22 protein-coding genes and 2 pseudogenes are annotated in these 22,457 nt (G+C 40.9%); 15 read left to right on the top strand and 9 right to left on the bottom strand.

Features of this window, described 5'->3' with window-relative positions; genetic code table 11:
• The first annotated feature begins 12 nt into the window (after positions 1–12).
• Complete coding sequence (locus HMPREF0373_RS08480; protein WP_044924874.1) at positions 13–1,128, top strand: bifunctional glycosyltransferase family 2/GtrA family protein; 1,116 nt, start codon at positions 13–15, stop codon at positions 1,126–1,128.
• Complete coding sequence (locus tag HMPREF0373_RS08475) at positions 1,125–2,192, top strand: phosphodiester glycosidase family protein (protein WP_021739277.1); 1,068 nt, start codon at positions 1,125–1,127, stop codon at positions 2,190–2,192. The genes HMPREF0373_RS08480 and HMPREF0373_RS08475 overlap by 4 nt, the downstream gene beginning before the upstream one ends.
• 785 nt (positions 2,193–2,977) lie before the next feature.
• Here the strand turns inward: HMPREF0373_RS08475 and HMPREF0373_RS08465 are convergent.
• Positions 2,978–5,287 (bottom strand): tetratricopeptide repeat protein, encoded by a 2,310-nt coding sequence (locus tag HMPREF0373_RS08465; RefSeq protein ID WP_330628212.1) that lies wholly within the window; start codon positions 5,285–5,287, stop codon positions 2,978–2,980.
• A gap of 213 nt (positions 5,288–5,500) precedes the next feature.
• Between HMPREF0373_RS08465 and HMPREF0373_RS16985 the strand changes: the two genes are divergently transcribed.
• Positions 5,501–5,662 carry a hypothetical protein gene (locus HMPREF0373_RS16985; RefSeq protein ID WP_021739274.1) on the top strand — a complete coding sequence of 54 codons (162 nt, stop codon included), beginning with the start codon at positions 5,501–5,503 and terminating at the stop codon, positions 5,660–5,662.
• Positions 5,663–5,705: 43 nt separating this feature from the next.
• Here the strand turns inward: HMPREF0373_RS16985 and HMPREF0373_RS08460 are convergent, their stop codons facing one another.
• Positions 5,706–6,314, bottom strand: coding sequence for a hypothetical protein (locus HMPREF0373_RS08460; protein ID WP_021739273.1), 609 nt, complete (start codon positions 6,312–6,314; stop codon positions 5,706–5,708).
• A complete protein-coding gene (locus HMPREF0373_RS08455) occupies positions 6,307–6,492 on the bottom strand; it encodes a hypothetical protein (protein WP_044963537.1) in 186 nt (61 codons plus the stop codon). The genes HMPREF0373_RS08460 and HMPREF0373_RS08455 overlap by 8 nt, the downstream gene beginning before the upstream one ends.
• 352 nt (positions 6,493–6,844) lie before the next feature.
• Between HMPREF0373_RS08455 and HMPREF0373_RS08450 the strand changes: the two genes are divergently transcribed.
• The 5 genes and pseudogenes from HMPREF0373_RS08450 (at position 6,845) to HMPREF0373_RS08430 (ending at position 12,733) form a co-directional block, all read left to right on the top strand.
• Complete coding sequence (locus HMPREF0373_RS08450) at positions 6,845–8,839, top strand: recombinase family protein (protein WP_044963535.1); 1,995 nt, start codon at positions 6,845–6,847, stop codon at positions 8,837–8,839.
• Between the two features lie 57 nt (positions 8,840–8,896).
• Positions 8,897–10,915, top strand: coding sequence for an ATP-binding protein (locus HMPREF0373_RS08445; RefSeq protein WP_049946826.1), 2,019 nt, complete (start codon positions 8,897–8,899; stop codon positions 10,913–10,915).
• Between the two features lie 69 nt (positions 10,916–10,984).
• Entirely contained in the window at positions 10,985–12,010 is a 1,026-nt protein-coding gene (locus tag HMPREF0373_RS08440) for a PDDEXK nuclease domain-containing protein (protein ID WP_021739269.1), read from the top strand.
• A gap of 135 nt (positions 12,011–12,145) precedes the next feature.
• Positions 12,146–12,460 (top strand): annotated as a pseudogene (locus HMPREF0373_RS08435) (23S rRNA (uracil(1939)-C(5))-methyltransferase RlmD); the annotation flags it as partial.
• A gap of 24 nt (positions 12,461–12,484) precedes the next feature.
• Complete coding sequence (locus tag HMPREF0373_RS08430) at positions 12,485–12,733, top strand: DUF6061 family protein (RefSeq protein WP_021739267.1); 249 nt, start codon at positions 12,485–12,487, stop codon at positions 12,731–12,733.
• Between the two features lie 48 nt (positions 12,734–12,781).
• Here HMPREF0373_RS08430 and HMPREF0373_RS08425 read toward each other — a convergent pair whose 3' ends face one another.
• The 5 genes from HMPREF0373_RS08425 to HMPREF0373_RS08405 all read right to left on the bottom strand — a co-directional run bounded on the left by HMPREF0373_RS08425 (position 12,782) and on the right by HMPREF0373_RS08405 (position 18,595).
• Positions 12,782–13,807 (bottom strand): sensor histidine kinase, encoded by a 1,026-nt coding sequence (locus tag HMPREF0373_RS08425; RefSeq protein ID WP_021739266.1) that lies wholly within the window; start codon positions 13,805–13,807, stop codon positions 12,782–12,784.
• Positions 13,804–14,481 carry a response regulator transcription factor gene (locus HMPREF0373_RS08420; RefSeq protein WP_044963532.1) on the bottom strand — a complete coding sequence of 226 codons (678 nt, stop codon included), beginning with the start codon at positions 14,479–14,481 and terminating at the stop codon, positions 13,804–13,806. The genes HMPREF0373_RS08425 and HMPREF0373_RS08420 overlap by 4 nt, the downstream gene beginning before the upstream one ends.
• A gap of 19 nt (positions 14,482–14,500) precedes the next feature.
• Positions 14,501–16,573: an ABC transporter permease gene (locus tag HMPREF0373_RS08415; RefSeq protein ID WP_021739264.1), complete on the bottom strand. Its 2,073-nt coding sequence runs from the start codon at positions 16,571–16,573 to the stop codon at positions 14,501–14,503.
• Entirely contained in the window at positions 16,563–17,330 is a 768-nt protein-coding gene (locus HMPREF0373_RS08410; protein WP_044963530.1) for an ABC transporter ATP-binding protein, read from the bottom strand. Before HMPREF0373_RS08410 ends, HMPREF0373_RS08415 begins: the two co-directional genes overlap by 11 nt.
• 77 nt (positions 17,331–17,407) lie before the next feature.
• Complete coding sequence (locus HMPREF0373_RS08405; RefSeq protein WP_021739262.1) at positions 17,408–18,595, bottom strand: sigma-70 family RNA polymerase sigma factor; 1,188 nt, start codon at positions 18,593–18,595, stop codon at positions 17,408–17,410.
• Between the two features lie 196 nt (positions 18,596–18,791).
• Here HMPREF0373_RS08405 and HMPREF0373_RS08400 point away from each other — a divergent pair, with 196 nt between their 5' ends.
• The 7 genes and pseudogenes from HMPREF0373_RS08400 to HMPREF0373_RS17625 all read left to right on the top strand — a co-directional run bounded on the left by HMPREF0373_RS08400 (position 18,792) and on the right by HMPREF0373_RS17625 (position 22,297).
• Complete coding sequence (locus HMPREF0373_RS08400; protein ID WP_242831197.1) at positions 18,792–19,310, top strand: hypothetical protein; 519 nt, start codon at positions 18,792–18,794, stop codon at positions 19,308–19,310.
• Positions 19,311–19,358: 48 nt separating this feature from the next.
• Entirely contained in the window at positions 19,359–19,532 is a 174-nt protein-coding gene (locus HMPREF0373_RS16980) for a hypothetical protein (RefSeq protein WP_021739259.1), read from the top strand.
• Between the two features lie 218 nt (positions 19,533–19,750).
• Positions 19,751–20,749 carry an aldo/keto reductase gene (locus HMPREF0373_RS08395; protein ID WP_044963528.1) on the top strand — a complete coding sequence of 333 codons (999 nt, stop codon included), beginning with the start codon at positions 19,751–19,753 and terminating at the stop codon, positions 20,747–20,749.
• An 84-nt stretch (positions 20,750–20,833) separates the two neighbouring features.
• Positions 20,834–21,781 carry a hypothetical protein gene (locus HMPREF0373_RS08390; RefSeq protein WP_021739257.1) on the top strand — a complete coding sequence of 316 codons (948 nt, stop codon included), beginning with the start codon at positions 20,834–20,836 and terminating at the stop codon, positions 21,779–21,781.
• 30 nt (positions 21,782–21,811) lie between these two features.
• Positions 21,812–21,970, top strand: a pseudogene (locus HMPREF0373_RS17635) (MATE family efflux transporter); the annotation flags it as partial.
• Entirely contained in the window at positions 21,906–22,100 is a 195-nt protein-coding gene (locus HMPREF0373_RS17855; RefSeq protein ID WP_457851864.1) for an MATE family efflux transporter, read from the top strand. The pseudogene HMPREF0373_RS17635 and the gene HMPREF0373_RS17855, both read left to right, overlap by 65 nt.
• A 26-nt stretch (positions 22,101–22,126) precedes the next feature.
• On the top strand, positions 22,127–22,297 hold the full coding sequence (locus HMPREF0373_RS17625) for an MATE family efflux transporter (RefSeq protein ID WP_341348895.1): 171 nt from the start codon (positions 22,127–22,129) through the stop codon (positions 22,295–22,297).
• Here the strand turns inward: HMPREF0373_RS17625 and HMPREF0373_RS17330 are convergent.
• The coding region (locus HMPREF0373_RS17330) for a helix-turn-helix domain-containing protein (RefSeq protein WP_044963524.1) at positions 22,277–22,457 on the bottom strand (181 nt) is incomplete at its 5' end. The genes HMPREF0373_RS17625 and HMPREF0373_RS17330 overlap by 21 nt on opposite strands.

The raw sequence follows: 22,457 nt of genomic DNA, 5'->3' as shown, positions 1-22,457 counted from the left end.
GGAGATGGCGATATGTCAGTTGTAATCATACCAGCTTATAAACCAGATGAAACATTAATAGAAATTACAGATAAGCTTTGGGCTTATGGATGTACGATTATCGTGGTGGATGATGGAAGTGGCGAAGAATATCAAACGATTTTTGATCATGTCAGAGATGTATGTATTATTCTCCGGCATCCTGAAAACAGAGGAAAGGGTGCTGCGATTAAAACAGCCTTAACCTATGTGAAAGAAGAATTATGGAATAATGAATTGATAGGAGTCATGGATTCTGACGGACAGCATTTACCGGAAGATATGATGAAACTTTTAGGATTTGCCGGGTCACACAGAAAAACAATGGTGCTGGGTGTGAGAAATGTGGGAATGGACATGCCTCTAAGATCAAGACTGGGAAATCGGATCACAAGGTCGGTATTTAAATTAGCTAGCGGTGTAGAGGTATCTGATACGCAGACGGGATTACGGGCATTTAGCTCAGATCTGATTTTAAAATTACTTTCTGTAGATGGGGAGCGATATGAATATGAAATGAATGTTCTGATGTCCATGGCAAAGGAAGGGATTCCCATTGAAGAAGTGCCGATTCATACGATTTACCGGGATGAGAATAATTCTACCTCCCATTTTCGGGCTGTAAGGGATTCCATAAGGATTTATAAGGATATTTTTAAATTTACATTGTCATCTTTTTCAAGTTTTATTCTGGATTACCTTTTGTTTTCGGCACTTATGCTTTTCCTGCCCCATACGGCAGTGTTGGTGCTGGCAGCAAATATACTGGCAAGAATGGTCAGTGCTTTTTATAACTACAGCATGAACTGTCGGTTTGTATTTCATACAAAAAGAAAAATAAGTACGGCAACGCATTATTTTGCATTGGCAGTTGTCGTTTTGATTATGAATAATTTTATATTGGAAACATTTGTACAGGTTCTACACTTTTCGGTTTATCCGGCAAAACTGATGACAGAAGTTTCTCTGTTTCTTGTCAGCTGGTTTGTTCAAAAGTATTTTATTTTCAAAAGAAATGACAGTTCATGTTTAGAAAACAGTGAAGGTAACAAAGCATCTGCGGGAGTAAGGAGAAATATATATTCTGTGGGTAGAAAGGTTCGAGTATGAAAAAACGTATCTTATGGTTAACCGTTGATATTATGGCGGCTGCTTTCGTTCTTGTGATCGTGTGGGTTGCTGATTATAAGATTCCACAAAAAGGAGTGAAAGCAGTATCCATTGAAAATGCAGTGTCAGAAGCAGAAAAAAGTCAGAATGAGATGCCAGATTTTAATCAGAAAATACAGATGGGGGATACGAAGGAGGGAACCGCTTCGCTACAAAAAACATGCATAGTTAGAGATTCACAGGATTGGCATAAAAAATATGTAGATAAATTTTCAGACACAGTCGTTGCAACAGACACTTCCTATACAAGTCCAAATGTATCGATTCAGCTATCATACCATCAGTATGATACAGGAAAACTGGACAAGTCAAATGCTGGAAAACATGAAAAGTATGGTACAAAAACATCTTATGTACTTGCGGATATTTATGTGGGGGATATTACATGTCTTCAGACAGCATTTGCTCAGGATACCTATGGTGTAGGATATACGGAAAAACTATCCGATATGTCCTCAAGGATGAAGTCTGTTCTTGCAGTAAATGGAGATTCCTATAGCAATAATCGTAATCAGAATAACGGCACGATTATACGAAATGGGGTCATATACAGAAATGAGCAGACGGATGCAGAAACCTGTGTTTTGAACTGGGATGGCACAATGGATATCTATCAGCCGGGACAAGTGGAGCTACAGCAACTTATAGAAAAAGGGGCATACCAAAGCTGGGTATTTGGACCGAGTCTTCTTGATGAAAAGGGAAAAGCAAAGGATAAGTTCCTTACGTGGGATTATATAAGAGAATCGCATCCAAGAACAGCAATCGGTTATTATGAGCCAGGACATTATTGCTTGCTTTTGGTGGATGGAAGACAGGATAGTTCCAGAGGAATGTTCCCGGACGAAATGGCAAAAGTCTTTGAAGAATTGGGATGTAAAGCTGCCTATAATCTGGATGGAGGGCATTGTTCCTTCATGACATTTCTGGATAAGGTTGCAAATCATCCATATAAACCGGAACATGAAGTTGCAGATGGAATATTTATTACGGAGGGATTGTAATGAGCAGAGTACGGGGAATTTTATTGCATGTATGTGTTGTATGCAGTTTCGTATGTATTACTGCAAAGATTTTGGATTGGTATAATCCATATATGAATTTTACAGGGCATATCTGGGGGATACAAATGGTTTTATATCTGGCAGTGATCATATTGGGAGCTACAAGAACATATTTCCAAACAAAACATAGAAGAAAGCATGCTTGTAATAAAAATTAATTATAATGCACAAAACAATTGATCTAAAGGCGAGGAGGAAAAGAAATGGATTTCCACAACTGGAAGTTTCAGGATGATACGCCTGTTTACCTGCAGCTTTACAATAAGTTGTTATATGCTATTCTTAGAGGTGACTTTTGTTTACCCAAGTAGAATCCCAGAGACTGTTTGAGTTATTTGAGAAATTAGTTCCCTGTAAGGGACTTTATAATAGGTTTTCAGGATATCCAAAGGTACGTTTTCACGGTTCTTCTTTAGTTTATAAAGTAGCTTTTCCAGGCTGCTTCCCAGTTCATAAGTAGTCAAGCACACATCACCTCAGTTTCATTCGGTACTGTATCATATTTCAGGTAGTACTTGGTGTTTCGGGTTTCGAAAATAATGCTGTCTTCGGAAATTTCCAAAATACATTCCACAGCAGTTGTCATGAAAGTATTGATACAGGCATTTTCTAAAAAATAATATGATTTTCATATTGAAAAGAAAACTATAACTTTTTCCCAAAAGTGGGAATAAGTCGGAAAGCAAATAACGGCGGGCAATCGTGTCCGCCGTAAAATATGCTTATTATTTTTTGGAAGCCAGGATTCCCCTTGCCAGTGCGATGCCTACCTGTGGATACAGTTCCTGAATTTCCTGATATTTCTCTTCAATCAATTCCGGCTCATCTGCCCAGACATTCTCGTAAATCTTCATGGCTTTTTTGAAATGGGTTTTAGCCTGTGAGATATTTGCTGTGATCAGGCAGATATTTCCCATGGATTCCTGTACCTGGGCATAGTTCAGACAGGTATCGGAGTTGTATTCTTTGATGATCTGGGCAAGTTTCTGGAGAGCAGCCATTGCCCGTTCCGGTTCCTGCAATTCTGTCAATAAGGCAGCATAATTGTTGATCTGGGGAATGCTGTCATTGGTATAAAGCAGTTGGTACTGCTCAAGCAGGAAGATACCCTTTTCCATGTGTTCTTTTGCAAGCTCTGCCTGACCATTCATGCGGTAAAGACCGCCCAGATTCGCATGAAGGTTGGAGACAAGGTGGGCATTGTCCTCTGTGATTTCTTTGATCTGTGCAAGGGCTTCTTTTTCCAGTTTGATGGCTTTTTCCGGCTTTGTTTCCATACATGCCTGATAGTCCAGTAATAATGCACGGTCGGTAGCACTACCGTTTTCATTCCCTTTCAAAAGTTGCTTCATCTCCAGGATAATCTCTTTCGTACCTTTCCTGTAACGGTATTTCTCCATATATGGGAAGACATCCTCAAGAAACAGCAGGTACTTGGTCAGATCATCTTTTTCCATCATCCGCATGATATTCCCGACTGTCTGAAACAGTTTTTTATAATAGCTGACTTCCGTTCCATGCATCAGACATATTTTTTGCAGAGAATCAAGCAAAGTATGGCAGGCTGTGACCGAAGGTTTTGTTTCTGAAAGGGCAATCTCCTGAATCAACGGATGCAGGGAAATTGTATGCCGTGTAGTTGCTTGTACAAAACCTGTTTCAATCAGGTCATTGATGTCATTTAAGTCAGTTAATCTAAGCCAGTCAGCAAAAATACGGGCGGAAATACCGGCAGGAGGCAGAAAGCAAAGGTTCCGCATGATTTCCTGTTGTTCCACGGATATGGAATAAAGAGAAAACAGAGTGTGGATATGGTTATAGTAAGTAGCCTTGCTGTTTTGCCCGTCTTTGATGGCACTGATTTTATCTTCATTTTCAAGGGATGCCTTTTCTTCACGTAGCTTTTCCAGCAAGCGCTCCGGAGGTAAAATCCCATTTTCCAACAGTTTTGCAGCCAGCTCTACTGCAAAGGTATGGCGATGGACGATTTCTATAATCTCTTCCACCAGTGTTTGGTGTACTTCTGCTTCAGAATAAAATGCAGCTGCCAGTTGAAACAGGCTGGCTGGATTCCTGATCTCTTTTAACTGCAGGATACAGTGTCCGTCAAATTTACTTCTGGTCGTGAATAGAATCCTGCACCGGTATTTCAGAACCACCGGCAGAAAACGGTCCTGCGTGGCAGTGACGTTGAAATTGTCTATGATGAGCAGTGTATCATTTTTCAGAGAACGGAGAAACCGGTTGTGCTTCCGGAAACGTTCTTCTTCCCCATCTTCCGGCAGATCGTCGGTAAAATCCATGTCTGTGACAGCCTGATGTAAATCACCGGCATATTCCACATACAGGATGTTCGTATAATATTTTTTGTATTGCTTTGCATATGCTTTCGCCAGTTCACTCTTTCCAATCCCGGCAATTCCATAGAGAAATACTTTGCTGTTTTCTTCCAGCATTGTATGTAATTCGTCCAGTTCTTCTTCTCTTCCAAGAAAATGGCGGCATGGTCTGGGAACTTCACTGTCCATGATGTAATCCAGAATAACCGGGGAGAGAGAGCCGCCTGCAAGCAGCTTTTGGTTTCTGGTGTCCCGTTTGATAAATTGGCGTTCCATACCAAAGGAGATCAGTTTTGCCAGAAAGAGAAGCCGTGAATCAATCGGCTTGTAAAGGGCTGCCAGCTTTTTCTTTTTTGCTTCGGAGATTGTGGCATCCTGCATGAACAGGAGATAAACATCCTGCAGTGCTTTGTTACAGTCGGTCATTAATGGTATAAGATTATGCTGCAGTGTTTCAGCCAGCTTTTCCTGCTTGCTTGGTCTTGCATAGTAAGTGCAGATTTTGGGACTGATCTTCGCCTGTCCGGTCATCCACCGGCAGACCAGCCCATTGTCAAAAGAAAAATCTTTGCTTTCCGGGCTGTCCATAAAATCCTCAAATACTTCATATAAAAATTCAGGCTGGTTCATCTGGTTACTTTCGCTGATATGATTTTTCAAACATGTCATTATAGAGCTAAAATCGCATCGATCCAAACGCAATCCCCCCTTTTCGTATCAATTCTGTTTGTATTAGGTACTAAACTTCCTATATCATAACACAAACATATGTTCTGGACAATGGTATTTCAATTATATGAACCAAAATAAATGAGAAATAGTCAATTCACTCTCAATTTCTGTTCAATGAGAAGCCAGAAACTTTCCTGTAGAATGACCACAGAATAAAAAACAGGGAAGGAGAAGCTTGTGAAACAGAATATAGAATTTGAACGGTGCATTGATTTTCTTGTGCGGATGATAGATAAATATGGCGAAGAGCTGCTCCGGGAACTGGAGGAAGATAAGGAAAACAATGGACAGGAGAAAAAAGAAGAAAATGAAAAGAAAAAAGAAGCGGCAGCTTCCTGAGATAAAAATTTCAGGGCTGTCGCTTTTTTTCGTGTATTTCCAATCAGATAAATTTTAAAAGCTGATGAAGAGTATGTGGCTCATTGTTCTGGGAAGAAGTAATACGAGTGTCAAATGGCTTGAAATGATTCTGCGTATAAAAGTTCAGAAGAAATTCATTATCCTCACATTCAAGAAATTCCATAACACCGCCTACGGAATATTGGAGATTGGATATGGTCTCCAGTGCAAATCCCAGTAGAATGTTCCCTGGAATCCGTTTTTCCTTTGGAAGAGAATAGTTCTTTCCTAACTGGGCAATCAGGTAAGCTGCTGTGGTGTAAGACTGTGTTTCTTCATCCAGAATACTGACACGGGACAGCTTCTTTGCCATTGTTTTACTGATATTTGAAGCCTGGACAGAAATTGGTTTTACTGTAAGGGAAAAATAGCCAACCAATGAAGCATCTTCGGCATCAAATACCAGATAAGTGATGGATTGATCTTTTTTGGTAAACTCAATCGCATTATGTAATAAGAAGTATTCCACATCGGGGTTTTCAGGACAAGAAAAATCGGAGAGCAAGTCGTAAAGACTTTCCTCTCCGATATATGTCGGTTCGTCTTTATCCAAATATGCCCGAATATTAACGGTAAAGTATTTATCAGACATGTTGTTTCTTCCTTTTTGACATTAAAGCTAAGATTTCCTGTGGGTTCGTTAACTGACGTCCGGGAAGTGTCTGCTTTGGTGTGCGGTCACGATCGGCTTCGTCAATCGCTGCGACAAAACGTTTTACGCTTTTTGGATTGGATACGACAAAATTATGAGTAATACTTGAAGTAGCCATACTAACACCTCCTCTTTTTCTGGCTTTTTGTGCATTTATAGTATATGCAATGCGCGATAAAAACACAATATCGAAAACAGAAATAATTCTAAATAATTTTCGAACCGGATATTTATTAGACGCTTCCGGTGAGCGAGCAATATTTTCGAGTCGATCACTTATAAGCCGCCAACGGTGGGCGGGCAATATTTACGATGACAGGTCTTTCTGTCTCTATCATTATTATATGTTTTTGGAAAAAATATGTCAATTGGGTTTAAAAATTTATGAAAATCAAGTATTGAATACGGTTGGAACAAATGATAAAATTTAGTTGGGACAATAAAAACTCTAATGAATGAGGTAAATGTTAATGAAAAATAAGAAAATTAGATGTTATGTATATATACGAGTCTCCACCACCATGCAGGTGGATGGTTACAGTCTGGATGCTCAGAGAGATAAACTGCGAAAATATGCAGAGTATCAGAACATGGAGATTGTACAGGAATTTGCGGATGAAGGAAAAGCCGGCAAAAGTGTAGAAGGCAGACCGGAATTTCAACGGATGTTGGACAATATTGAAAGTGGTACAGATAATATACAGTTTGTATTGGTATTTAAGCTGTCACGATTTGGGCGTAATGCTGCGGACGTTTTGAATTCATTGCAGAGGATGCAGGATTTTGGAGTAAATCTGATCTGTGTAGAGGATGGCATTGACAGTTCTAAAGACAGTGGAAAACTGATGATTTCCGTTTTGTCAGCTGTGGCAGAAATTGAACGTGAGAATATTCTGGTGCAGACGATGGAAGGACGGAAACAGAAAGCAAGAGAAGGAAAATGGAACGGTGGATTTGCCCCATATGGTTATAAACTGGTGAATGGAGAACTTCAGATTGCAGAAGATGAGGCAGAGGTAATCCGGCTGATCTATGATAAATTTATCCATACCAATATGGGAATGAGTGCAATTGCATCATGGCTGAACCAGCATGGATATAAAAAGAAAAAGAGACAGAATAATACGCTGGATGCTTTTGCAACTTCATTCATCAAAGGTGTTCTGGATAATCCGGTCTACTGTGGAAAGCTGGCATTTGGCCGCAGAAAGAATGAGAAAGTTCCCGGAACAAGAAATGAATACCGGATTGTGAAGCAGGAAGAATATATGCTGAACGATGGTATCCATGAAGGAATCATTTCCGAAGAGGATTGGGAACTGGCACATCAGAAACGTCAGAAAACAGGAGTATCCTATGAAAAGACCCACAGTCTGGAACATGAACATATCTTATCCGGCATTTTAAAATGCCCTCTGTGTGGCAGTGGAATGTATGGGAATGTCAATCGGAAAAAACGAAAGGACGGTACGTTATATAAGGATTATTTTTATTATGCCTGCAAGCATCGGAGATTGGTGGATGGACATAATTGCAGCTACCGTAAACAGTGGAGCGAAGATAAGGTGAACGATGCGGTAGAAGAAGTAATCCGGAAGCTGGTGCAAAATCCCAAATTTGAAGAAGCCATTTTGAGTAAAATCGGTGCAAGGATTGACACATCGGAAGTGGAAAAGGAAATTGAAGAATTAGAAAAACAACACCGACAGCTGACAGGAGCAAAGAACCGGCTTGGACAGCAGATGGACAGTCTGGATATTACAGACCGTTTTTATGAGAAAAAATATCAGGATATGGAGACAAGATTGTATCGCCTTTATGATGAAATCGAGGGTGTGGAGAACAGCATCAGTGAGGTTAAGAACCGTCTGCTAAATATCAAACAGAAGAGAATATCAGAAGATAACGTCTACCAATTCTTGCTGTATTTTGATAAACTATATGATAAGTTCACCGACATGGAGAAGAAAGAATTTCTTAACAGTTTTGTAGAACAGGTGGACATTTACGAGCAGGAGCAGCCAGATGGCAGATTCCTGAAGCACATTAAGTTCCGTTTTCCGGTGTATTTTAATGGTGCGGAAACAGAAGAACTTAGTTGGGACAATGAAAGTACCGTTGAGACGGTAGTACTGCTTTCCCACAAAAAGCCAGACGGACATATCAACGTAAAAGTTGAGTTTGGCGAGGGTGAGGGAAAAGTTCCACTTGATAATATTGCTAAAAGAGCTGAAACATACAAGCCCAAGGAGCGAGTGACCTACAAAATGATAAAGGAGTACATAGAAGCTAAATACGGTTTCAAAGTACATACCGCATATATCGCAGAGGTAAAAAGAGATTTGGGCTTGCCGATGTATGATGCTCCTAATGCAGTGGAGGAATTGAAGCAACCGAGGAAGCATCCGACGGTGGAGAAAGTGGAAGCAATTAAAGATGCCCTCAAGCATTTTGAGGTTATCTAAAATCATGAGCGTACCATTAGAAATAATGGTATACTTATGATATGGGAGGCGAATATTATGATTATACCTGTAAGCGTTAAAAATCAGAGTATTGATTCTTCTGGAATCACAAGTGATTACAAAGCTGCTATAAGTGAATATATTTGGAATGGTTTTGAAGCTAATGCTAAAAAAGTTAGTATAGAATATACACTTAACGAAGCGTTTGGAGTTAAGGAATTAATTATAAAGGATAATGGTGATGGAATAAATTACGATGAATTGGGGGAGACCTTTGGTGCTTTTCTGGCATCAAAGAAGAATTTACTGTCATTACAAATAAAATCCAAGGCAAATAAAGGGAAAGGACGATTCTCTTTTATTGCTTTTTCAAGTAATGCAGAGTGGCATACTGTCTATAAAGATAACAATGTTTATAAAGAATATGATATTAATATGTCCAGTGATAAAAAAGAGGTGATTGACTGTTCTGAACCACAGTTATCTGACAGACAAGAAACCGGAACAGAAGTGAAATTTACCAATATAAATACATTAACTGCGGAGAATATGGGCTTTGAAATAATAGAGCCAGCATTACTTAAAGATTTTGCTTGGTTTTTGTACCTATATAAAAATAAGAATGTAGAAATAGTAGTTAATGATGAAAAGATTGATTATGAAAAGTATATAAACACAGAGTTGAGCGAAAAATCTATGGTTACAATTGAAGGATATAGATTTGAGATTAACTTAGTTGTATGGCAGGAATCAATCTCTGAAAAATTCTGTTGTTATTATTTTGATGACAAAAACGTGTTGAAAGGAAATCGAACTACAACTTTTAATCGGAATACGGTTAACTTTAATCATAGTGTGTTTGTGAAGTCAGAATTTTTTGATGATAAGGAAAATGTTATAGGTGATCACAATGATACCCAAATTAATATGTTCGAATATCCAGATGAGAAAAAGATTCTGAAAAAATTGCATAAAGAGATTCAAATGCTTATTGAGAAAAAAATTAGTGTATATTTATCAGATAAAGCAGAAGAAGCAGTTGAAGCAATGATAACAGAAAGAAAAACGTTCCCGGAATTTCCAGATGATGTATATGGACAAATGCGTAAGAATGATTTGAAGAGGGTAACAAAAGAAATTTTTAAATTGGAGCCACTAATTTTTCATAAATTAAAACAAATTCAAGAAAAATCGTTATTAGGTTTTTTGAATTTGCTTTTGAGCTCTGAAGAGAGAGAAAATGTTTTAACTATAATAGAGCAGGTTGTGGAATTATCACCTCAGCAGAGAACTGATTTTTCAATGATATTAAAAAAGACATCCTTGGAGAATATCATTGATACTATCAAGTTTATTGAGGATAGGTATAAAGTAATAGAATTATTAAAAAGTATTGTGTATGATTTGACAAAGTTTGCAAATGAACGTGATCATGTGCAGAAGATTGTAGAACGACATTTTTGGCTTTTTGGTGAACAGTACAATTTGGCAAGCGCTGATCAGAGAATGCAAAAGGCATTGGAGCAGTATAGGAATATTTTGTATGGAGAAGAGGATGTTACAGCAAAATTAAATTCAGATGCGGAAAATGAACGACGTATGGACATTTTTTTGTGTAATACGCGAAATATCGAAACAACATTTGAAACAACGCTGGAAGAAAATATTGTTGTTGAATTGAAAGCACCGAGAGTTCTGTTAACGAAAAAAGTATTACGCCAAGTAGAAGATTATATGGATTACGTTAGAAGACAGCCTCAATTCAATAGTGAATTACGGAAATGGAAGTTTATTGCCGTATGTAAAGAAGTAGATGATTATGTTAAAAGCCAATATAAAGCATTTGAAGATAAAGGAAAAGTTGGGTTAGTATTCCAAGTTGATAATTGTGAAGTATATGCACTTACTTGGGATGATATATTTAAGAGTTTTGAAATAAAGCATAAGCCGATGTTAGAACGATTGAAGTATGATAGAGAGCGGGTGGCAAATGAATTAATGGCAGAAGTAAGTGATACTGAAGGGCGAGAAAAAGCGGATACTCTTACGAAAATTGCTGTTGCAAAAGTGTTGTAAAATATTAGTTGATAATTGAAAAAGGAGAGCTAATAAATAATCTGTAAATGAAAGGATGGAGTTGATAAGATGAATGCATCTTTTTATAACGAAATCAAAAAAATTTTAATCTCGGCGAGAAATAAAGTTTATCAAACAGCCAATTTTGCAATGGTTGAAGCCTACTGGAATATAGGAAAATCAATCATTGAAGAACAGGGTGGCAATGAAAAGGCGGAGTATGGTACAGGTTTGTTAAAAGAGTTGTCAAAGCAAATGACGCAGGATTTTGGCAAAGGATTTACCGTTGCCAATTTGAAAAATATGCGGCAGTTTTATTTGACATTTCCAAATGGCTACGCACTGCGTAGCGAATTAAGTTGGACGCATTATCGGCTCTTGATGCGAGTGGAGAATGAAAATGCACGAGAATTTTATATGCAGGAAGCTGTAAAATCCCAATGGAGTACCAGACAACTTGAGCGTCAGATAAATTCTTTCTTTTATGAAAGGCTATTGTCCAGTAAAAATAAAGAGCAAGTTGCAGAGGAAATACAGACATTAGAACCGGCGAAAAAACCAGAAGATGTCATCCGCGACCCATATGTGTTGGAGTTTCTTGGACTGAAATCTAATGATGATTTTTATGAAAGCGATTTAGAACAAGCGTTAATTACACATTTGCAGAAATTTCTTTTGGAACTTGGTAGAGGGTTTTCATTTGTCGCAAGGCAGAAAAGAATAACCTTTGATGGACGTCATTTTAGAATTGACCTTGTATTTTATAATTATATTTTAAAATGTTTTGTTCTGATAGATTTAAAAGTTGGGGACTTAACACATCAGGACTTAGGGCAAATGCAGATGTATGTTCATTATTATGAGCGGGAACTTATGAATGAAGGAGACAATCCGCCGATTGGTATCGTATTGTGTGCAGATAAAAGTGAGTCTGTAGTTAAGTATACGTTACCTGAAAATGAAACACAGATTTTTGCTTCAAAATACAAATTGTATTTACCAAGCGAGGAAGAATTGCTGCGTGAATTAAAACAGGAATATCAAGCATTGGAATCTATTAAGGCATTGGAGGAAAATAGTGGTAGTGAAGATTAGATTTTGCATCAAGGTGGTGCAAAATCTATATCAGTTATGTATTTGTGGGAAAGGGGATGCATGAACAGTATTCGTACTGTAGAAATATTGCTTATATTTCCGTGATTTTGTGTGGATATGTTTTAATTTGATACTCACGTCGAGACGGTAGTCTTGCTTTCCAAGGGTGAGGTCGACTCGAAAAAGATTCGGGTTGAGTTCTCTTTGGAAGATATGGATATGTCGGAGTTCCAAGATGGAGCAACCTACACCCAGATTAAGGACTATGTGCTGGAGCATAGCGGGTTAAAGGTATCCAATCTTTATATCTCACAGATTAAGAGGAAATGTGGGATTGAAGTTGGCAAGAATTTCAATCTGCCGAAATCAGATGATTCCAGACAACCCCAATGTCCGCCGGAAAAAGAGAAAGCAATCCGAGAAGCATTCAAATATTTTGGGATGATCTAACATCCCGCAGAATGGAGGTTTCTTATGGATAGATTGATTTCTTGTGAGTTCAACATGGATACCGGTTGTGTAGAACTGAAATTTGCTGACGGCAGCATGATTGCGATTGATACGATCGCCGTGGAGAATGAGGTTGCCGACAATATGTATCAGCGGTCAGAACTGGATTATCTGATTTACAACGACCCGGTTGGATATGCCGATTTGATACTAAACGGTGATCCTGAAACCTATTTGAAAACCGTAACAGAATACAAACCTTTGGATAGCTGACAACACGCTGCCCGCAGGAGAAAATCCTGCGGGCGTTTTTTGCTTATATTATTTTCCTCCATTGGATCTCAATTTCGGAAAGAAGATGACAATCTTGAATCCCTTTCCCCACTGGGATGTTGCTTCCAGATAAAGGTTTAGATCATCAGCAATCTTCTTAACCAGGTAAAGCCCCATACCAGTAGCCTTCTTTCTGCTGTCAGTAGAATCCCCGGTAAAGCCCTTTTGAAAAATATACGGCAGATCATATTTTTTTACACCGATGCCGTTATCCTCAACTGAAAGGACATCTGCGGTCTCCGAATGTATCATAGAGATCGTTAGCATGGGACTATCGCTGCTATATTTTATGGCATTGCTCACGATCTGTCCCAACATAAACTGAAGCCCTCTACGGTCTGTATAGACTGTTTCAGATTGCAGTTTATTGAGAATTACAAACTGCTTTTCTTCCAGAAGTGGGGCATAGTCCTCCAGAACTTCCCCCAAGCAGTCATTCAAATCGATATCCTCAAACTGATAATCCTTTGTACTGCTTTTTAACCGGGCATAGTATAACATCTGAGTGACATCCTCCTGAAGCTGACTGCGGACATAATCCAGCTTTGCTTGCAGGAGAGGAGATATTTCGTCGCTCCGATTATCCAGGAGCATGGTCAGCAACGATAGGGGCGTTTTCGCTTCATGTGCCCAGCCCTCCACATATTCTTCATAGTCCTGTAGGGCATCTGCCATACTGTTGCTCTCAGTTTTGTGTTCCTGTAAAACTGATGCCAGAAGCCGGATAGATTCTCCTTCTTCCCGGCTGATGGCACTGAGCAGCCGTTCCTCGTTGCAGATGGTAGGATCACTGAGGAAATCCCGGAACAGCTCTCGGCGGGTGGTCTCCCGCTTGTTTAGTACAAACAGAATCGCTGAAAACAGAAGGATGCTTGTCAGAACTACTAACCCAATCAAGATTTGAAATGCCTGAATGTCAGAAATCCAAAGAATGATAGCACAAAAGCAATCCACACCCAACAGCAATAATAGCCAGGGGTAGTATCTCTCTGTTATGCGCCAAAGCTGCTTCATGGATCCACCCCCGTTTCCAGACGATAGCCCACCCCACGAACCGCAACGATTCGCTGCTTCATATCAAGACCGGACATCGTCTTTTTCAGCCTGGTCAGATTCACCTGCAAGGCATTTTCATCGATGTATTCCGTGGTTCCCCATAGTGCCATGCAAAGCTGCTCCGTTGTAACCAGAGCATTGCCGCCGGACAAAAGAGCAGCCAAAAGTTTCCCCTGATTTTTGGGAAGCACCACAGAGGTATTATGAATATAAAGCGTATAAGTCTGCTGGTCTAACAGGAAATCTGCTCCCTCTATGAGATTGGTACGGCCTTCATACCTTTTGAGAATATTGGATACCCTGGCAAGAAGTCGATCTTTTCTGCACGGCTTCGTCAAATATTCATCGGCACCCAACTGGAACGCTTGCAGTTCATCCTTTACCTGATCTCTGGAAGTCAGCACCAGGACGGGGATAGCAGTTTTATTCTTTAGCTCCTGGCAGATTTGAAAGCCACTGATTTCCGGTAAATTCAGGTCTAAGATCACGAGGTCAGGACGGAGGGCTGCCAAGAGCCGAGCGGCATCTTCAAACTCGGTGATTGCCTTCACAAGATACCCGTCCTTTTGGAGCATATTGCAGAGTTCTTCCCGCATATAGACTTCATCTTCCACAACAGCAATTCTTTTCACGACAGCACCTCCTTCCAAATTATTCTTCTCTCTGCGGCTGCATCAGTGTCAGCAAATACCGATCACTGGAGTGCTTGACCACTCTCATATAAATATATTCTATCACGCAAAGCAGCAAAATCATAGCAGCAGATACAAACATCATTTCAGCCACTGTCCCACGGGTTCGGGACGAGAGTATCCCTGTAAATAACGCCCTGACTCCAAACAAACTGCTGACAGCCGCAACCAATACAGGAAGTCCCATAAACCAGGTAATTTGCTTTCCAGCAGACTGGCAAAGGGTTTCGTAAGTAGCTCCCAGGCGGATCAGAGTCTGGTATCTGCGCCCGGTTTTCTGCTGACTCATCAGGAACTGAACACCCACGATGGTGTTGGCAACTACCAGGAAAACAATCGCAAGATAGAGGGTAATATAACTGGATGCTATGGTGTAGAAAAGCTGACGACCCATATTCTGAAGATAGCTTTCATATTCAATGTCAGTTTCGTCCAGCTTCTCGTTCAAATCCAAATATGCAGTCATAAGGCTATTTCCATTCAGAGCTTGCTCACTGAGTACCGCATTGACATAGGTATCATACATTCCCTGACTATAATATAGGAATGCTTCATCCGGAAGAATCAATGCAAAGGACAAGGTTATAGAACGGTCCGTGACTAAATTCACAGACTGAACCTCTCCTGTAAGATGAATCGGACTACCATCCAGTTCCACCTTGGGCTGCCCGGCCAATACTTGGTTCAGCATTGCGGTACGGCTTGCCGTAGTAAACTCTGTATCAATATAGACAGTGGCCTCCTTTTCGCCTAATTGGAGAGCCGGATTGCCGGACAATTCCAACAAACGATTATAGTCCGATAAACAAATCAAATATGGGTATGTGGCATAACCAAGATTGTTCAGAAGGACATCCCGGTCTTCCGACTGGGGCAGGCTCCGAAGAGAGTCCATAACAGCGTCCATGCTGTAGGCATTATCATAATCTTCTGTGGTGCGAATACGCCCAACCCTCATTTCAAAAAGCTCTGAAAATTGATTTTCCAAACTGTTTTCTTTCAGGACTGCCTTTATATTCGGAAGAACCTGCGATGAATCTTCTGCAGTATGATCTTCAAAAGTATAGTCGATTACATGGCCAGAAGACAGGTTATTCGTTCCTGCAATTCCTACGCCCGCACCAAAACAACACAGCGCCGCCAGAATCAGCAGGGAGCTGATGGCCATGGAGTTTGACTGATGAATGACATTCTCCTGAATCTGCCGGAAGGTAAATACATGAAGCTGCTTATTTCCTTTTCCTTTCTTAACAATCAAAGCAATCAGCGCACGCATCCCATAGAAAAGCAGCATCGTACCAACTATGCCCAACAGCAAAGTCAGTCCCATCATACTTACCTTTGTCCATGCAATTCCCTGAATCGCCATGTAGTAAGCCACTGCCAACATCACACTTCCGCATATAGCAGCCAGTCCATAGATAACAGATGGCATTTGCTTTTTGGGGCGGTTCGTTGGCTGGGATAGCAAAGTACCGATCTCCTGGCGGCTGATTCGTCCACTCAAAATCAGAAGTGCCGTCAGCTTAATTGCCAGAAATCCTGCCAGCGTCCATTCAATCGCAGACCAGGATAAAGAAAACTGATGACCGATGATCCCCATGCCTACCAGCTTGGCGGTGACAAGACTGACAATTTCTGAAAGCACCACAGCCACAGGTAAGCCTATGAGCATGGCAAGAATACTGGTCAGGAAATCTTCCGCTAGAAGCATACCAAACAGTTTACTTCTACGCATCCCCAACATTAGATAAACACCAAACTCATGCCGTCTGCGCTCGAACTGATACTTGCAGGCAAAATAGATCAAAAAGAACAGAATACCGAGGGTCATCCCATAAAACGCAGGAATCAGAAGCAGGAGTTTGTCAACTGCGCCACTCTCCATTTTCTGCAAAAAGAGCATCACATCTTGAGTGGAGATGGAAAGAATCATGTAAAAGGCAACAATAGAAATCACCAGGGAGCTGAAAAACAGACCGTTTTCCTTTCGGCTGCGGCGGCTGTTCCGAAGAATGAGATTAGAGAACATTTGCGCTGCCCCCTCCCAGTTGCGCCATCACCTTCAGGATGCGCCCGTAGAACTCCTGCTGGCTTTCGTCTCCACGCCGAAGCTCATGAAAGATCACGCCATCCTGGATGAACAGGATGCGCTTACAGAAGCTGGCGGCATTGGAATCATGGGTTACCATCAGGATCGTAGCTTGTTCGTCACGATTCAGGCCGGACAGCTTCTCCATAAGACTTCTTGCGTTCTTAGAATCCAGCGCACCCGTCGGTTCATCGGCAAGGATCATTTGGGGATGTAAGATCAGAGCCCTTGCTGCCGCAACACGCTGACGCTGGCCGCCGGACATCTTGGACGGAAACTTATCCAGAACATCAGTGATTTCCAGATAGTCAGCCAACTGCTTCAGCCGCTGGCTGCTTTCTGCTTCGGATACCCCATGCAAGGAAGTCGGGAGCAGGATGTTTTCCCTGCCAGTCAGGTTGTTCAGCAATTCAAAGTTCTGGAATAGATAACCAACTTTTTTGCCACGGTACTCTGCAAGAGCCTTTCCCTTGAGGGATTGCAGAGTATCGCCTTCCACCTGAATGCTTCCACCGGTGGGCTGAATCACAGTTGCAATACAGTTGAGAAGCGTGGATTTACCGGAACCACTGCTTCCCATAATGCCGAGAAACTCTCCCGGCATCACCTGGAAGGTGATCCCATTCAGTGCCTTTGTTTGACTTGGCACATTGCCATAGATTTTTGTTAAATTTTCAATATTCAAAATGGGTTTCATGTGAATACCTCCTATCATTTGTAATAAAATGATAGCATGGGAACACAGCAAATACCACTTACAGTTGTTGTAAGGATTCAGGATATAAGTGGCGGCTCAAGGGGGACGAGCATATATTTTTTAAGAGCATCAGGCGACAATGATAAAATATACCGGATCGCCTCATTGGCAAACCAGTTCGTTTTAATTGTATCCCAATCAGCAAGCCGAATGATTTCTGCTGTGCCGTTCTCAAAATCAACTGATATTTCGCCCCATTCGCCGTCGCAGTCTGCCTGGTATTCGTAGATTGCGGCGGTGATTTTCTTTTTGCGCTTGGTTTTGGATTTCTGTTTCAGCCGGACTGCATGGATAGCACCCTCGGCAACCAGAAGCTCTGTCAGCTTATCCATCGCTTTCCGGTAAGCCCGCTCTGCACCGCTGGCTGTGCTTCCCTCAAACATAACCGCCAGGTCTTCAAAGGTGGGGCGGTTCTTCCATGAGCCAACACGCCCACAGGTCATGCAAATTGCTAACCGTTTTTCGAGCAAGGTCTGCTCCCGGTAATTCAGTTTCTCAAATGCCCGTTGCACCTTTTCTGCCTGTATGCCGTTCCAGAGGATGTCGGTATAGTTCCAACTATCGTCAAGGGCGACATCTTCGCCAGTTTCCTCGCCGTCCTCGTCTGTCACATAGAATGGCTGCTGATTGCGGATACCTCGGACAACTTTCAGATATTCTTCGGCAAGAGCAAGATCACAGTTGTATTTCTTGGAAAACTCGTTGACCGCATCCTTGGTATTGTGGTACAGCCAAGCCATTGACCGCACCATTTTGTAATTAGTCAGAGAGGATACCGACCATTTTTCTTCGCCCATGCGGAAACGGAGCATAGCATCCCGGATGAACGGAAAAATGTATGTAGCATACTCCGCACCCTTGGCAGGATCATAGTCCATCAGCTTTTGGAGCATTTGCTCCCGGCAGGACAGTTTTATATCCAGAAAACGGTCTGTATCGTACAAATCGCCGCCATCTACACCAAGAAAGCTCTTGATGCGCTTATTAAGCTGCGGCTCGTAGTGATGTAGAAAGAACGAAAAATGTAGCAAATTCTTTTCATGCAAAGCAGACAGGATATATTCGTTCAGATTGCCCACTGATGGCGGCTCCGGTTCCAGTTGGAAGATGCGCTCTGCCACATAGGGAATGATGCCGTCACCGTGCGGATTGACTTGGTGTTTTGGTATGTATCCGGTCATATTCCATGTAAAATCATTCAGCATAGCGCACCTCCTTTCGGTTCTTTCTCTATCAATATCGACAGTAATTATGCATCGAACTTTTTGTTAGTAGTATTATTTTCGTCGTCCATCATATCACTTAGCACGGCAAAAGCTTGGCTCAGCGGCACAGCCTTAGAAGTCCAGTTTTTCAAACTAAACAAGTTTACAACTAGCTTTCTATTTAGCAAGTTGGGGAATGTATCGTGGCTCATCATTTTTGCTACAAAAGGATTATAAAGTACATATTCCAGTAGTAAAAGAACTGTTAAATGAAAAATATGATGTTTTAGCTGGAATTGACTGTATCGGTTTCAAAGACGATAGCAACCAAAAGTTACTGCAGGATATAAATTCGTTTTTAGAGCAGTATTACGATAAAATCAGGCACAAAGTAAAAGAACAAGAACTGAAAAATCAGTTATCTTTTACACTCATCACGAAAATACTTATGGGAACACTTGGCTGTGTTCCAGCATATGATAGATATTTTATTGCAGGAATAAAGAATCAGAAGGTCGCAACCGGTAATTACAACTTGAAATCCATTATGCAGCTTGTCGATTTTTACGAAAAAAATTTTGCTCGATTTGAACCAGTTAGAGAGAAAATGGAAGTTGAAGGTATGCCGTATCCACAGATGAAGATGATTGATATGGGATTTTGGCAGGTTGGTTTGGAGTTGGATACAAATAAGAGAATACAGACAGCTCACTAGGAGGTGGAATAGTGAACGCATGCGTTCACATTTTATAACTAAGAAGTAATGGATTGGAAAGAAAATAATCAAGAACTTATTGTAGTATTATTAACCTTTGATACAGACGAAAAAGGTGGAGATGGTGGGGTCAATCCTAATGCTACATATACCAACTGGCAGTGGCATTTAGTGAAAACAAAAGATAAAAAGAATTGGGAAATAATCAGTTGGGGTTATTAATCGATTCCGGTTTGATGAATTCATGTGGCTTTTGAAATGGTAAAGTGATTTTATTTTACTTATTCCGGAGCGTGGTATATATTAATAGGTAGAGTAAGTAACGCACAGATGTGACAAAATTGTCTTTTTAAATATAGACAGCTTTGTCAGGGGAACGCTGTACGGTTAGGATACTGCATAAAAAGCAGGAAAGAGCAACGAAAAACGGAGGAATTAAAATGAAATTTCAAAAGCTTGGCAACACGGACATCGATGTTTCTGTGGTTGCATTAGGTACTTGGGGGCTTGGCGGCGGAAGTGTCTGGACAGACGGAGATTCTACAGTTGAGGACGCGAAGCACCTGCTTGATATTTGTCATGAACATGGCGTGAATTACATCGATACCGCACCGGTGTATGGCACAGGAGTAAGTGAGGAATTGCTTGGTAAGGCACTGAAAGGCAGAAGAAATGATTTTGTTTTACAGACCAAATGCTCTTTGAACTGGAGAAATGAGGGCGGTAATTTTCATTATGAACGAGACGGTTATACCGTTAACAATGACACCCGCGCATCAGCAGTGAAAAAGGACGTGGAAGACTCTCTGCGAAGAATGGGAACCGATTATCTGGATTCTGTTATCGTACATTATGTCTGCGGCAGCTTTCCGGTGGAAGAAACTGTAGGAGCATTGGAAAATCTGGTTCGCGAAGGAAAGATCCGTACCTATGGACTTTCTAACAGTCAACCCGCAGATTTGGCTGCATATCAGGAAGCCGGCGGAAAAGTATCCGTTGTACAGGAATTTTTCAGTATTCTCTCTCCTTTCCATGGCAGAGAATATTTTGATCTGTGTAAAAAGTATAACACGGTATTTCAGACCTATGGTGTGCTGGAGGAAGGATTTTTAACTTCTCCTGCCTTTATGGAACGTGAATTTGCAAAAACCGATATCCGATCCAGAATACCTTGGACAGATCCAGAAAAAAAAGAAGGACTTCGCAGGGCTTTTGAAATCTGGAAACCGCTTTGTGAGGAATATCATTGCAGTTTTGCAACGCTGGTAGAATCCTGGGCATTATCTCAGTACGACCGGATGAGTCTTCTGGTTGGAATGCGAAAAGCTTCCAGTGTGGAAGATACTGTAAAGTGTCTGGATATTAGGTTGCGTGCCGAGGACATTAAATGTATGGAGGAAGCAGTAAAGACAATTCAGGTTGCGGTTTTGGACAAATAGAAAACTGAAAAGGTGGAAAGGATCGGGAGCGTGTATCCGATCCTTTCTTTATCCGAGAATAGATAGCATGAAAGGAAAATAAGTATGAAAGAACCTATGATGGCAGACAGCCATGAAATCACAGTTAGAAACTATAAGCAACCGATGCGAAATCGTCTGATCATGATGCTGATCTGCATTGGGATTGCTCTTACATCATTTTTTGTTGTTTCCAAATGGGCAACTTCTGTCGAATCGTACCATTGGGTTATCAAAACGCTGAATGGATTGCAGAAAAAAGCACTTGTACTTTCCGGAACAGCAACCGCTCTTGCAACAGGTGCTGCTGCAATACCGGGAGAAGCCGCAACTCCGATCGCCAATAAGCTGGCAGATGTCGCAGGCTATATGGTGATCGTTTATGCAGTGATCATTGTTGAAAAATACTTACTGACTATCACCGGGTATATTGCATTTAAAATCTTATTTCCTATCGGATGCGTGCTTCTGGCAGCAGGCAACTTTTTGAAAAACGGATGGAAAGAATTTATCTACAGAATCGGAATCAAAAGTATCATTCTGGGTGTTCTTTTGTGGGGACTGGTTCCTACCAGTGCATGGGTGACGAATATGGTAAATGAAACCTATGCAAAGTCCTATGAAGCTGATTTTACACAGGAAGATACGGAAGAATTATTAGATGAGGGAGATACCTCTGCAAACGCAGACAAAAAGGATGAAGCACAAGAAACGAAAGATAAAAAGTTTTCTTTCAGTGAATTTCTTAATAATGCGAAGGATAAGGTTGATGATGCGATTGATGCGGTAGGTGAAGTCGCTACAGAAAAACTCTCTGTTTTTGAGGATGGATTAAACAGAATTATAGAGGGCGTGGCAGTGCTGCTTGTGACAACCTGTGCCATTCCGGTTCTGGTCATGTTATCATTTACCTGGATTCTGAAGGGAATAATGGGTTTAAAAATTCCATCTATTACTCTTCAGTCAGTGCCAAGGGTTTCTGAAAGGAAAAGAAAGAAAACGGAAGAGAATTAATTTTAAATTTTACCGAAGGAGAGGAATGAGATGACAAAAGATCTGACAACCGGGAAAATCATGCCGATTCTTGTGAATTTCACTGTGCCGCTTGTTTGGGGAAATCTGTTTCAGCTGACTTATAATGCGTTGGACAGCATCATCGTGGGGCATTTTGTGGGGAAAGAAGCGCTGGCGACAGTATTTACGGATTATTTTTCTGGGATTAATGTTCACCTTTTTGTATAACTTTTTTTCCAGTACCTTAAGAGCTTTGGGAGACAGTGCATCGCCTTTGTATTTCTTAATTATCAGTGCAGTCCTGAAGCTGTTATGGTGATCTGCCAGGTATTTGCCGGAGAACTAATGGCACTTTTCGTAAAAGATGAGGAAGTAATAGGACATGGTGTCATTTATCTGCATCTGATTGCTGCGATGTATATTCTTCCGGCCGTTACGAATGCAATTCAAGGATTCTTTCGTGGAATCGGAGACCTGAAGGTGACACTGATGAGCTTATACAGAATCCAGTTCTAATCTTTTTATAAAAGCCAGCGGTGTCATATGGTATTTTGCTTTGAATGCTCTGTAAAAATAAGAAAGATTATGAAAGCCAACAGATAAAGATACCTCTAATATGGAGGTATTACCGTGTTCAAATAACTCTACCGCTTTTTCCAGTCTGATATTGTTAATA

This window comes from Eubacterium ramulus ATCC 29099 (assembly GCF_000469345.1).
Classification (GTDB): Bacteria; Bacillota; Clostridia; order Lachnospirales; family Lachnospiraceae; genus Eubacterium_I; species Eubacterium_I ramulus.
Note: the sequence above shows the minus strand (reverse complement) of the source record. Positions and strands in the feature narration are given on the sequence as shown.

Coding starts and splice junctions, on each gene's coding strand:
- HMPREF0373_RS08440 (WP_021739269.1), top strand. CDS start 10,985: ATGAATGCATCTTTTTATAACGAAATCAAAAAAATTTTAATCTCGGCG.
- HMPREF0373_RS08395 (WP_044963528.1), top strand. CDS start 19,751: ATGAAATTTCAAAAGCTTGGCAACACGGACATCGATGTTTCTGTGGTT.
- HMPREF0373_RS08445 (WP_049946826.1), top strand. CDS start 8,897: ATGATTATACCTGTAAGCGTTAAAAATCAGAGTATTGATTCTTCTGGA.
- HMPREF0373_RS08415 (WP_021739264.1), bottom strand. CDS start 16,573: ATGTTCTCTAATCTCATTCTTCGGAACAGCCGCCGCAGCCGAAAGGAA.
- HMPREF0373_RS08475 (WP_021739277.1), top strand. CDS start 1,125: ATGAAAAAACGTATCTTATGGTTAACCGTTGATATTATGGCGGCTGCT.
- HMPREF0373_RS08410 (WP_044963530.1), bottom strand. CDS start 17,330: ATGAAACCCATTTTGAATATTGAAAATTTAACAAAAATCTATGGCAAT.
- HMPREF0373_RS08450 (WP_044963535.1), top strand. CDS start 6,845: ATGAAAAATAAGAAAATTAGATGTTATGTATATATACGAGTCTCCACC.
- HMPREF0373_RS08460 (WP_021739273.1), bottom strand. CDS start 6,314: ATGTCTGATAAATACTTTACCGTTAATATTCGGGCATATTTGGATAAA.
- HMPREF0373_RS08390 (WP_021739257.1), top strand. CDS start 20,834: ATGAAAGAACCTATGATGGCAGACAGCCATGAAATCACAGTTAGAAAC.
- HMPREF0373_RS16980 (WP_021739259.1), top strand. CDS start 19,359: ATGGATTGGAAAGAAAATAATCAAGAACTTATTGTAGTATTATTAACC.
- HMPREF0373_RS17855 (WP_457851864.1), top strand. CDS start 21,906: ATGCGTTGGACAGCATCATCGTGGGGCATTTTGTGGGGAAAGAAGCGC.
- HMPREF0373_RS08425 (WP_021739266.1), bottom strand. CDS start 13,807: ATGAAGCAGCTTTGGCGCATAACAGAGAGATACTACCCCTGGCTATTA.
- HMPREF0373_RS08430 (WP_021739267.1), top strand. CDS start 12,485: ATGGATAGATTGATTTCTTGTGAGTTCAACATGGATACCGGTTGTGTA.
- HMPREF0373_RS17625 (WP_341348895.1), top strand. CDS start 22,127: ATGGCACTTTTCGTAAAAGATGAGGAAGTAATAGGACATGGTGTCATT.
- HMPREF0373_RS08405 (WP_021739262.1), bottom strand. CDS start 18,595: ATGCTGAATGATTTTACATGGAATATGACCGGATACATACCAAAACAC.
- HMPREF0373_RS08480 (WP_044924874.1), top strand. CDS start 13: ATGTCAGTTGTAATCATACCAGCTTATAAACCAGATGAAACATTAATA.
- HMPREF0373_RS08455 (WP_044963537.1), bottom strand. CDS start 6,492: ATGGCTACTTCAAGTATTACTCATAATTTTGTCGTATCCAATCCAAAA.
- HMPREF0373_RS08400 (WP_242831197.1), top strand. CDS start 18,792: ATGTATCGTGGCTCATCATTTTTGCTACAAAAGGATTATAAAGTACAT.